This is a genomic window from Streptomyces tateyamensis (genome assembly GCF_003205575.1).
Classification (GTDB): domain Bacteria; phylum Actinomycetota; class Actinomycetes; order Streptomycetales; family Streptomycetaceae; genus Kitasatospora; species Kitasatospora tateyamensis.
This window is the reverse complement of record NZ_PYBW01000097.1, coordinates 111,564-122,371: the sequence shown is the minus strand read 5'-3', so window position 1 is coordinate 122,371 and position 10,808 is coordinate 111,564. Positions and strand designations below refer to the sequence as shown.

General features: G+C 74.3%; 8 protein-coding genes. 1 reads left to right on the top strand and 7 read right to left on the bottom strand.

Annotation, left to right across the window (positions count from 1 at the left end; translation table 11 throughout):
- Positions 1-16: 16 nt before the first annotated feature.
- Positions 17-1,132, bottom strand: a complete 1,116-nt coding sequence (locus C7C46_RS24875; protein ID WP_110672138.1) for an ALF repeat-containing protein — start codon at positions 1,130-1,132, stop codon at positions 17-19.
- 140 nt (positions 1,133-1,272) lie between these two features.
- Positions 1,273-2,202 (bottom strand): FHA domain-containing protein, encoded by a 930-nt coding sequence (locus tag C7C46_RS24870; protein ID WP_110672137.1) that lies wholly within the window; start codon positions 2,200-2,202, stop codon positions 1,273-1,275.
- 199 nt (positions 2,203-2,401) lie between these two features.
- Here C7C46_RS24870 and C7C46_RS24865 point away from each other — a divergent pair, with 199 nt between their 5' ends.
- Positions 2,402-3,163, top strand: coding sequence for a hypothetical protein (locus C7C46_RS24865; RefSeq protein ID WP_110672136.1), 762 nt, complete (start codon positions 2,402-2,404; stop codon positions 3,161-3,163).
- 78 nt (positions 3,164-3,241) lie between these two features.
- On the opposite strand, the gene C7C46_RS24860 is transcribed toward C7C46_RS24865, so the two are convergent.
- The 5 genes from C7C46_RS24860 to C7C46_RS24835 form a co-directional block, all read right to left on the bottom strand.
- A complete protein-coding gene (locus C7C46_RS24860) occupies positions 3,242-4,597 on the bottom strand; it encodes a vWA domain-containing protein (RefSeq protein WP_110672135.1) in 1,356 nt (451 codons plus the stop codon).
- A gap of 74 nt (positions 4,598-4,671) precedes the next feature.
- On the bottom strand, positions 4,672-5,952 hold the full coding sequence (locus C7C46_RS24850) for a protein phosphatase 2C domain-containing protein (protein ID WP_220040685.1): 1,281 nt from the start codon (positions 5,950-5,952) through the stop codon (positions 4,672-4,674).
- A gap of 2 nt (positions 5,953-5,954) precedes the next feature.
- On the bottom strand, positions 5,955-8,477 hold the full coding sequence (locus C7C46_RS24845) for a serine/threonine-protein kinase (RefSeq protein ID WP_110672134.1): 2,523 nt from the start codon (positions 8,475-8,477) through the stop codon (positions 5,955-5,957).
- A 5-nt stretch (positions 8,478-8,482) separates the two neighbouring features.
- Positions 8,483-9,832: a hypothetical protein gene (locus C7C46_RS24840; protein WP_245984825.1), complete on the bottom strand. Its 1,350-nt coding sequence runs from the start codon at positions 9,830-9,832 to the stop codon at positions 8,483-8,485.
- A gap of 45 nt (positions 9,833-9,877) precedes the next feature.
- Positions 9,878-10,807 (bottom strand): glutamate ABC transporter substrate-binding protein, encoded by a 930-nt coding sequence (locus C7C46_RS24835; protein ID WP_245984823.1) that lies wholly within the window; start codon positions 10,805-10,807, stop codon positions 9,878-9,880.
- Position 10,808 lies beyond the last annotated feature (1 nt).

Sequence of the window (10,808 nt, the reverse complement as noted above, 5' to 3'; positions counted from 1 at the left end):
ATCGGTGGATTCGGGCTCAGCTCTCGCTGGGGCGCCGCCGGCGGGTGGCCGCGAGCAGGGCCGCGCCGGTGCCCAGGGCCGCGACCGCGCCGGCGACCTCCCACGGTGCCTCGCTGCCGCCGCCGGTGGAGGCGAGTTGGGTGGTGGTGGGGGTGGTGACCGGGGCCGCGCTGGGAGTGGGCGTGGGGGTCGGGGTCGGGGTCGCTGCCGGGGTCGGGGTCGTGGGAGCAGCCGACGCCGAGGCGCTCGCCGAGGCGCTCGCGGCGGCCCGGTCCTGGGCGGCGTAGGTGTACTGGTCCACCTCCACGAAGTGGCGCAGGCTCTCCCGCGTGCCGTGGTTCAGCTGGTAGTTCCCGGCCGCCCGCATCGCCGGGCCGCCTTGGTCCACGAGCCGGGCGATGAGGACCTCGTCGTCCGCCTGCTGGGCTGCGAACCGGCCCTCCGTCAGGAACGCGTGCACGTCGGCCGCGCTGCCGTCCATCGCCTTCTGGGCGGCCTTCTTGAGGCCCCGCCCGCTCTTCGGGTCGGCGATGATCTTGCTGACGGCCACCCGCTCGTCGTCCTCGCGGGCCTTGAACTGGCCCACCGTCAGGAACTGGTGGATGACGGCCGCGTCGCCGTCCAGCGCCTTCTGGGTGGCGTTCCACAGGCCCGAGTCGGGGGTCGCGTCGGACAGGATCCGGGCGACCGCGATCCGCTCGTCGGTCTCGCGGGCGCGGTACTGGCCGACGGTCAGGAACTGGTGCACCGCGGCGGCGTCGCCGTTCAGCGTCTGCTGCGCGGCCTGCCAGACCGCCCAGTGGTGCTCCTCCGCGGACATGATCTGGACGACCGCGACCCGCTCGTCGCTCTCGTGGGCGCGGTACTGGCCCACCGTCAGGAACTGGTGGATGTCGTCCGCCGTCCCCTTGAGCGCCCGCTCGGCCGCCTCGCGCACGCTGCGCCCGCAGTTCGGGTCCGCCAGGATCTGCTCCACCGCGGCGCGCTCGTCGCTCGGGGAGGTGGACGGCGCGGTGGCCGGCGGCGTCGGGGCGGCCGTGCTGCCGTCGGCGGCGAGTGCCGTGCCCGGCAGCAGGACGGCCGGTGCGAGGGCGACTGCCGTCAGGATGGCGGAAACGCGGGACAGCTTCATGCTTGGTGGACCTACTTCCCCCGGTTGCCGGGGAAGAATAGATCATCTTGGCGGATGGTAGGCAAACCCTTTACCCCGTTGCCCGCGAAGACCGGTCGGCCCCACCCCGGGACACCGAGGCGGGGCCGACCGAAAAGCCGTCAGGCGCGGTGCAGCGTGATCGTGGTCCAGGCCCCGATGTGGATCCGGTCCCCGTCGTTCAGCGGGATTGCGGTGTGCGGGGTGACCGGCTCGGCGCCGCCGTTCATCGTGGTGCCGTTGAGCGAGTCCTGGTCGACCAGCACCCAGGAGCCGTCCGGCTGCTCGGCCAGCAGCGCGTGCTGGTGCGAGGCGCCCGGGTCCTCCGGCGGGACGGAGAGGTCGATCTCCGGGATCGCGTTCTGGTTCTGCCGCCGCCGGCCGATCCGCAGCTGGCCGCGCCCGGTGATCGGGATCCGGCGCTCGGGGCAGTACGGCGGGAAGAACAGGCCCGAGGCCTCCGGGCCACTGCGCGTCATCATGTCGGTGAAGTAGTCCCGGTCCGCCGAGACCACGGCCACCCAGGTGTACCGCACCGGCTCCGGCTGCACCGGGGTGCTCGGCGGGGCCAGGTAGAACGAGGTGACGGGCTCGCCGACGGGCTGGCCCACCTGTTGCGAGGAGGGGAAGGACTGGTACGGGTCGCCGCCGGTCGGGTACGCGGGCGGGGCCGGCGGCGGGTAGCCGTAGCCCAGGTCGGGCTGCGGCGCGGGCGGGGCGACGGGGGCCGGGGCGGGCGGCGGGTAGCCGTACCCGACCGGCGGCGCGGGCGGCTGGGTCGGCACGGCCAGCTCCCAGTCGTACCGGCACTCCTCGCAGAACCGCCCGGTGCGCGGCGTGCGGCAGATCGGGCAGGTGGCCAGGCCCTCGGTCACTCCCGGGTAGCCGCCCCCCATCGGCGGCGCGGCCGGCGGCGGGGGAACGGGCCCGCCGAAGGACCCGGGGTAACCCGGGCCGGGCGCCCCGGCGACAGCTGCCGGACGCATGGCGAGGCCGCAGTAGTCGCAGTAGTCCTCCGACTGCGACTCGTGCCCATTAGGGCAGATCGCCATCAAATCCCCCACATCTCAGGCAGGTCCGGCCCCCCAGCGGAACCAGTTTCACATCAGCAGCCAACGATACCGAGGAGTGGCGCAGCGGTGAACGGTGGCACTGCCACGGGCAGGTCACACCCTCGTCCCAAGCCCCGCCTGCGGACGACGTTAATGGGAGGCGATTGAGGCGTTAGCACCGACCGGCAGAATGCGGTCCATGTCCAAGCTCAGAATTTCGGCCGCCTTCGTGGCGGTGGCGGCGACCACGGCTCTCCTGGCGGGCTGCCAGTCCGACAAGTCCGACAGCCCGACTGCCGCCCCGCCCGCCGCGAGCCAGGCCCCGACCAGCGCGGCCGGCGGCGGATCCGCACCGAGCGCCTCGGCGGGCGGCTCCGGCGCCGCCGGTGCGGTGACCCCCGGCTCGACCCTGAAGACCCTGCTGCCGAGCGCGGCCACGCTGCCCGCGGGCTGGAAGCTGGACGGCACCGACGGCTACGAGTTCGACACCAAGGACACCATCCAGAGCCCCGGCACCCCGCTGCTGCCCGGCGAGAAGTGCACCGACCTGACCCACTCGGGTGCCGACAGCCTCTCCATCGACTTCCGCGCCGCCTACGCCTCGATCAAGCTCCAGGACCCGAAGCAGGGCGCGGTCAACGTGGTGATCGCCGCCTACCACCCGGGCGACGCGGCCAAGCTGCTCGGCGAGATCCGGACCCTGGCCGGCGGCTGCAAGAGCTACTCCGCCCCGGCGATGAGCGGCGGCAACGTGCAGATGACGGTCAGCGACGACCCGGTCTCCGGGCTGGGGGAGGAGAGCATCGACCTGAAGAACACCCCGCAGGGCCACTACGTCTCCGAGGAGACGGTGATCGCCCGGGTCGGCGACAAGGTGCTGCTGCTCGACGCCAGCGACGCGGCGGGCGCGATGCCCGACCTGAAGACCCTGGCCAACCAGCTGGCCCCCAAGCTGAAGTAGCAGGGCCCGGGACACGTCCAGCGCGCCGCCCGGGGAGGGGCGGCGCGCTGGACCCGTTCCGTACCGCTCGGCAACGGCCTACTTCTTCGGCGCCACCCGCACGGTCTTGGTCGACCGGGTCTCCAGCGTCATCGAGTCCGCCTCGGTGACGTTCTGCCGGATCCGCACCGTGCCCTGCTTGACGTCCTGCACCTCCACCACGCCCTGCAGCAGCTTGAAGGTGCCCTCGTTGCCGCTCTCGTGCGCCAGCCGCACCGCCGCGCCCAGCTTCGCGGTGGCGGTGTCCAGGTCGCCGGCCCGGCGCGCCTCCAGGCCCTCCTGGATCGCGTTGGCCAGCTCGGCCTGCCCGGTGTAGTGCGCCACCTGCGGGCTGATCCGGGTGGAGGAGGCCAGGTCGTCGGTCCACACCGCCTTGACCAGGCCCTGCGCCAGCACCTCGGTGGAGCCGTCGGCCTGCGGCAGCACCAGGCTGATCCGGGCCGCCAGCATCTCGTTGCCCACGCTCGCCGCCGGCACCTCCACGCACACGTGGTAGTCGCGGCTCTCGTCGCCCCAGGAGCCGGTCGGGTAGTCGCCGGCCCGCGGGCCGGCCTCGCTCCGGCGCTCCGTCAGGTCCTCCAGGTCGGGCGCCACCTGCTTGACGAACTTCACCGCGGCGTTGGCCGGGGTCCACACCCGCAGCGCCACGTCCGCGACCTGCTTGCCCATCGCGGTGGTCATCATCGACCGGAAGTCCTCGGCCAGGCCGGAGGGCTCGGCGACGATGTCGGCGGTGCCGAGCATCGCGGAGGCGATCCGGCGCAGCTCCGCCACCTCCCAGTCGGTCCCGACCCCGCGGCAGTCGGCGGTGAAGTGGCCGCTGACCCGCTCCAGGGTGCGCTGCAGGTCCTCCGGCTTCTCGTGCTCGTTGCGGCCATCGGTGAGCAGGATGCCCTGCCGGATGGCGATGTCGGCCCGGCTCAGGAAGAGCGTGTCGGCCAGCGCCAGCCAGGTGCCGATCGCGGTGCCGCCGCCGGCGGTCAGCTTGCGCAGCGACTGCTTGGCGGCCTCCCGGGTGCTGGGCGAGGCGACGGCCAGCTCACCGGCCCCCGGGTAGACCTCGCGGGCCTCGTGGGTGCCGGCCACCACGGCGAAGGCGGCGCCGTCGCGGATGCTGTCGATCGCGACGGCCGTGGCGTCGCGGGCGTTGCGCATCTTGGTCGGCGGGTAGTCCATCGAGCCGGAGCAGTCGACCATGATCACCACGGCGGGCTGCTGGCCCGCACCCGGCCCGGCGTCGGCGCCCAGGCCCAGCGGGCGCCCACCGGTGGTGCCGCCGCCGGTCGCGGTGACGGTGACGATCGCGTTGACCTCGCGGGCGCCCTCGGCGAGGTACTCGTTCTGGAAGATGTCGGCGGTGAACCGGGGCAGGTTGGACTTGGTCAGACTGGCCATGGCCGTTGACTCCTGATGAGTGGTGAGCCGGATGGAAGCGTGGGCGTGAGTGGCCTTAGTGCCGCAGCACTGGCTCAGCCCTGCGGCGGGAAGCTGGGCATCGGCGGAACGGCCGGAGCGGGACCGGCCGGAGCGGGGCCCGCCGGTTCGGGGGCGGCCGGCCCCGGGGGAGCAGGTGGCGCGGGCGGCACGGTGGGCGCGGGCGGCCCGACCGGCGCGCTGCCGGTGCCGAGCCGCACGGTCCGCGCGGTGCCCACCACTGGCAGGTCCAGCACGGTCTCGCTCCACCCGCCCGCCGGATCCGGCTGGACCGGCAGCACCGCCACCGTGATGTTGTCGTGCCCGCCGGCCGCGACCGCGAAGGAGACCAGCGCCCGGGCCGCGTGCAGCGGGTCCTGCCGGGCGTCGGGCCGGACCAGGTCGGCCAGATCGGTGGCGGCCTCGGCGTAGTTCCACAGGCCGTCGGTGCAGATCACCAGCACGCCGGGGACGTGCGGGGTGAAGGCCGCGGTGTGCGGCAGCACCTCCTCGGCGTCCGCGCCCAGCCAGCCGGTGATCGCGTGCGCCCGGGAGTCGGCGTACGCCTCGGCCTCGGCCATCAGGCCGGCCGCGACCATACCGGCCGCCCAGGAGTCGTCCTCGGTCAGCCGGTACGGCTCGGCGTCCTGCCGGTCGTCCGGGATCCAGTAGGCCCGGCTGTCGCCGACCCAGCCCACGGTGACCACCCCGGCGGCGGCCACCGCGCTGACGAAGGTGCAGGCGGGCGCATTGACGGCGGAGCCGGGCGGCGCCTCGTCGGCGCCCAGCGCGGCCACTGCCGCGGCCGCCGTCAGGATCGCCTGACGCATCGCCGGCTCCGGCTCGCTGCCCTGCTCCAGTGCGGTCAGCAGCGCCTCGCCGGCCGCGTCGGCCGCGGTCTGCGAGGCCTCGTCGGGCCGGGCGGCCGAGGAGACGCCGTCGCAGACCACCGCGACCACGGCGGGCGAGCCGTCGGGCAGCGCGGTGGAGGCGATGGTGAAGGAGTCCTCGTTGCGGTGGTGGCGCAGGCCGCGGTCGCTGACCCCGGCCACCCCCTGGACCGCGAGCTCCACGTGGTCGCGCGGGCGCGGCTGGGCCGCGCCGCAGGCCTCGCACCAGCCGTCGGCGGAGACCTGGGCGGCGCCGCAGTGCACGCAGACCGCCCGCTCCACCGCCTCGGCGGGTGCCGGCGCGAAGTCCGCGCCGGGGGCCGTGGAGGCCCCGGGGGCCCCGGACGTCACGGCCTGGGCGGCCGGCGGCGCCGCGAGGTTGGCGCCGCAGTTCTCGCAGAACACGTCCTCGGGGTTGAGCGGTTCGTTGCAGTGGGGGCAGTTCATGCTCACACCCACGTCCGCGGCCGGGTCCGGTTGGCCTTCTCGACGAGCCTGACCCGGTCGGCCGGCTTCTCGGCGAGGCGGGCCAGCACCCGGTAGGAGGACTCCAGCGCGAACCGCAGCTCGCGCTCGGCGCTGCGGTGGCCGAGCACCGTGACGCTGTCGGCCGCGCCGGCCGGGGAGCCCGGGGCACCGGCCAGGGCCCAGCCCAGCGCGGCCTCCAGCACTTCCACCGAGAGTTGCTCGCGGCGCCGGTCCTCCAATCCGAGGGCTGTCAACTGGCCTGAGCCGGCCGTCAGTTCCTCGGCAATCGGCTCCTGGGGGGAGCGCGCGCGCAGCCGGGCCCGGATCGCGGCGATCCGGGCGGCGGTGTAGTGGGTCGAGGTCTCCGGCACGGATTCCAGTGCCTGCACCGCGGCCTTCCGGTCGGCCGCGGCCAGGGACACCCGGGCCAGGCCGAAGGCGGCGGAGACGAAGGTGTGGTCGGTGGACCAGACCAGCCGGTAGAACTCGGCCGCGTCCTCACCCTGACCGAGCAGTTCGGCGCAGGCGGCCAGCGCCAGCTTCGGCGCGATCTCGCCCGGGAAGGCGTCGTAGATCGCGTCGAAGGCCTCGGCGGCGGCCTCGGTCAGGGCCCGGACCTGGGACGGCTCGCCGACCGCGCCGGCCTGAGTCAGCCGGGCCAGGCCCTGGTACCAGACCACCCGCCAGTCGCCCGGCTGGTCCACCGCCAGCTGGCTCAGCTGCTGCTCGGCCTCCGCGTGCCGGCCCAGCTCCAGCAGCGCGCGCAGCACCCGCAGCCGGCGCTCCACCGACTCCACCGGTGCGGTCTGCAGTGCGGACAGCGCGTCGGCCGGACGGGTCGTCATCAGTGCGGCCAGGAAGCCCGCGTTGGCGTCGTCCGGATCCACCCGGGGCACCGGCAGGGCGAGCGCGGCGGCCGCCCCGTCCAGGGCGGCCAGCGCGGGCACGCCCAGCACGGCCGGCTGACCGTCCGTCACCAGCTCGGTGTCCACCACCCGCAGCTCGGGGCCGAACAGGGTGGAGACCGCCGGGCGGGGCTGGCCGTCGCCGAGCGCCAGGATCTCCCGCAGCACGCCGGTGAGCTGGTCGGCCATCTCCTCGGCGGAGGCGAAGCGGCGGCGCGGGTCCGGGTCGGTGGCCCGCACCAGCAGCCGGTAGAAGGACTCGTACCGGGCGAAGACCTCGACCTGCTCGGGGCCGGGCAGTTCGTACTGGTGGGCCGCGGTGTTGTAGCCCTGGAAGTCGAAGGTGAGCACGGCCAGGGTGCGGGCCACCGTGTAGAGGTCGGAGGCCGGGGAGGGGCCGTCGGTGGCGATCTCGGGGGCCTGGTAGCCGACGGTGCCGTAGATCGGGCCGTTGTCGTCGAACCGGCGCACCGCGCCCATGTCGATCAGGGTGAGGGTGTCCTCGCTCTGGATGACGTTGTCGATCTTGAAGTCGCAGTACACCAGGCCGCGGCTGTGCAGGTAGCCGAGGGCCGGCAGCACCTCCAGCGCGTAGGCGATGGCCTGCTCCACCGGGAGCGGGTCGCGCTTGCCCGCCGGGTTGCGGCGGTCGTTGGCGATGTCCTTGAGCGACTTGCCGCCGACGTACTCCATGACGATGTAGCCGTCGGTGGAGCCGGTCTTCAGGTCCGGGTGCTCGACGAAGTTGATGATGCCGACGATGTTCGGGTGCTTGACCTCGGCCAGGAACCGGCGCTCGGCGATGGCCACCGCCAGCGCGTCCTCGTCACCGGTGTCCAGCAGGCCCTTGAGCACCACCCAGCGGTCGTTGACCCGGCGGTCCACCGCCAGGTAGATCCAGCCCAGGCCGCCGTGCGCCAGGCAGCCCATCACCTCGTACTGGCCGCCGATCAGGTCGCCGCGCTGCAGCTTGGGGGTGAACGAGTAGGGCTGGCCGCACTGCGAGCAGAAGCCGTCCGGGCGGCCCGGGCGGTCGCCCTTGGTGCGGCCCACCGGGGCGTCGCACTTGGAGCAGAACCGCTTGCGCTCGGCCACCTCGGGGTTGGCCAGCACGGCCGCGGCCGGGTCGGCCCTGGGCACCGGCGGGACCACCACCAGGCCGGCGCCGAGCCGGCTGCGGGTGGCGCTGGGACCGGAGGAGCGGGAGGTGTTGACGGCGATCGAGCCGCGGGTGCCGGTCCGGGTGGACCGGTGCGAGCGGGACCGGCCCGACATCGAACGGGCCGAGCCGGTGCGGCTGGAGCGGATCGAGCCGGAGCGGACCGAGGCGGAGTCCGGTGCCGACCGGGCCGGCGGCACCGCCGGGGTGCTGGCCACGGCCTCCGGGGCCAGGCCGCACTCGTCGCAGAAGCCGTCCGCGTCGATGGTGCCGGAGCAGCCCGGCCGGGTGCACCGGCTGCCGACCGCGGATCCGCCGGCCGGTGCGGCGCTCACGCCCGCGGTGCCGCCCGCGCTCTCCGGCGCCAGGCCGCACTCGTCGCAGAAGCCGTCCGCGTCGATGGTGCCGGAGCAACCCGGCCGTCCACATACCTCGCCCATGGCTCTCAATCCCCCTGTCCGTCGTACCGCCGCGCGTCCTGCGGCCCGGCCGCCGGTCGCAACGCCTGCTGGAACCTGGCCACCGCCGCTGCCGCCGCCCGCAGATCGCACGGGGCGCTCCACAGCAGCCAACGGGCCTTCTCGTAACGCTCGATCACTTCGGGGTCCTCGGCGACCCTGAGCCGGGCGGCCATCGCCTTGTAAGCGTCAAGCCGGCCACGCAGTTCGGCCCGGACCGCGAGCGGGGCGGTCACCTCGGTGAGCGAGGCGCGGGCCCGCTGCAACTCCTGGGCCGCCTGCTCCTCCAGCGAGTCCAGCAGCGGCGCCAGCCGGTGCCAGAGCCCGGTCTGGCGCAGCTCGGCGGCCTGGTGCAGGCCGTCGCGCAGCGCGCCGGAGGGGCCGGGCACGGCCGGCACCTCGGTGGCCGCGATCTTGGCCAGCACCTCGCCGCGGGCCTGCCGGGCCTCGCCGAGGGTGGCGTCCGCGCGGCGCAGCAGGTCGGCGACCTGGTGCAGCCGCTCGTCCGCCTCGTCGCGCAGCCGCAGCAGCTGCTCCAGCTCGACCCGTATGCCGTCCAGTTCGCGCCCGGCCCGGTCGAACCGCTCGGTGTCCACCACGCCGGCCGCCGCGGCCTGGGCGGCCGCCACGCTGGTGGCCGACTCGTAGCCGCGCTGCGAGGGCACCCGGGCCGGGCGCCACAGCGCCAGCGGGTCGGCCACCACCTCGGCCCGCAGCTCGGTCAACTGCCGCTCCAACCGGGCCAGGTCGTCACCGAGCGGGTGGTTGCCGGCCTGCACGCCCACCGAGCCGGCCAGCATGGTCACCCGGCGCAGCTCGGCCAGCAGCAGGTCGATCCGGGCCGGCAGCGCCGACCAGACCGCGTCCGCCGCGCTGACCACCTCCAGCACGGTGGCGTACCAGGTGTTCATCCGGTCCATCAGCTCGGACAGGCTGACCTGTTCCACCAGCCGTGCCGGTCCGGCCAGTTGGCGGGCCGCATCGGGCAGCTGGGCGCCCGAGACGGTGACCGCCCGGCCGCGCAGCAGCTCGCTCAGCTCGGCCAGCTCCGGGGAGCTGGGCCGCACCCGGCGCGAGCGCACCGCGCGGGCCGAGGCCAGTGCCTCGGAGTAGCGGTCGAAGAAGGTCCACAGCAGGGACAGGCCCTGGGACGCGAGCTGCCAGCGCTCCTCGGTCCGGCCCGAGAGCGTGGCGCCCTCCAACAGGCGCCGGCCCGGGTGGTCCTGGAGCGCGAGCAGCGCCGACTCCACGGCCTCGCGCTCGGCGCTCAGCCGGGTCAGCTCGCGGTCCACCTCCTCCCGGCTCAGCACCGGGCCAGCGGATCCGGTCAACGCCACGCCCTTCCCCTCCTGTGTGTTCCCTCTGTCGCGTGCTGCCGCTTGCTACGGCAGGTAGTTGGCAGCCGGCGGCTGCGCGCCCCTGCCGAGGTAGTCCTCCAGCCAGCGGTGGTAGCTGTCCTGCCAGGGGCCGTGCCGGTAGTCCTCCAGGACCGCGTTGACCCTGGCCACCAGGTCCGGCGAGCTCTTGCTGATGGCGACGCCGTAGGGCTCGTTGGTCAGCGAGGGGCCGATCACCTGGACGGTCGGGTCCTGGGCCGCCTGGCCGACCGCGATCGCGTTGTCGGTCAGCGTGGCGTCCACCTGGCCGAGCTGCATCAGCACCAGGCAGTCCAGCGCGTTGCCCACCTTGGTCAGGCTCGCCTGGCCGCGCGGGTTCTTCTCCAGGTAGTCCTGCGCGGTGGAGGAGTCCGCCACGCACACCCGCTTCCCCTTCAACGCATCGTCAACCGTCTTGGCGCCGGCCGCCTTCGGCACCACGACCTGCTGGCCGGCCTGGAAGTACGCGGTGGAGAAGGCGGTGTCGTTGAGGCGCGCACAGGTGATCGTCATGGTACGCGCGATCAGGTCCACGGAACCGCTCTTGATGGCATCGATGCGCTTGGCGGTCGGCACCATCTTGAACTGCACCTTGTTGGGATCGCCGAGCAGCGCCTTGGCGATCGCGTGCACGATGTCGATGTCGAAGCCCTGGAGCTGGCCGGTGGCCGGGTCGCGGAAGCCCCAGCGGTAGCTGTTCTGGTCCACGCCGGCGATCAGCACGCCGCGCTTCTTGATCGCGCTGACGGCCGGTCCGGATTCGTCGGTGCTGGGCCGCAGGCTCTTGGTCGGGTCGCAGCTCGGGGTGTCGGTGAGCGCGGCGGCCCGCACCGCGGGCGGGCGGTCGCCCGCCTGGAGCGGGGCGGCCTGGGCGCTGGTGAGCGCGAGCGGGGTGGCCAGTACGGCGGCCAGTGCGGCGGTGCGGAGGCGGCGCATG

Excerpts from the sequence above, each read along its gene's own strand:
- C7C46_RS24865 (WP_110672136.1), top strand. The coding sequence starts at position 2,402 with ATGTCCAAGCTCAGAATTTCGGCCGCCTTCGTGGCGGTGGCGGCGACC.
- C7C46_RS24850 (WP_220040685.1), bottom strand. The coding sequence starts at position 5,952 with ATGAACTGCCCCCACTGCAACGAACCGCTCAACCCCGAGGACGTGTTC.
- C7C46_RS24845 (WP_110672134.1), bottom strand. The coding sequence starts at position 8,477 with ATGGGCGAGGTATGTGGACGGCCGGGTTGCTCCGGCACCATCGACGCG.
- C7C46_RS24860 (WP_110672135.1), bottom strand. The coding sequence starts at position 4,597 with ATGGCCAGTCTGACCAAGTCCAACCTGCCCCGGTTCACCGCCGACATC.
- C7C46_RS24835 (WP_245984823.1), bottom strand. The coding sequence starts at position 10,807 with ATGCGCCGCCTCCGCACCGCCGCACTGGCCGCCGTACTGGCCACCCCG.
- C7C46_RS24870 (WP_110672137.1), bottom strand. The coding sequence starts at position 2,202 with ATGGCGATCTGCCCTAATGGGCACGAGTCGCAGTCGGAGGACTACTGC.
- C7C46_RS24875 (WP_110672138.1), bottom strand. The coding sequence starts at position 1,132 with ATGAAGCTGTCCCGCGTTTCCGCCATCCTGACGGCAGTCGCCCTCGCA.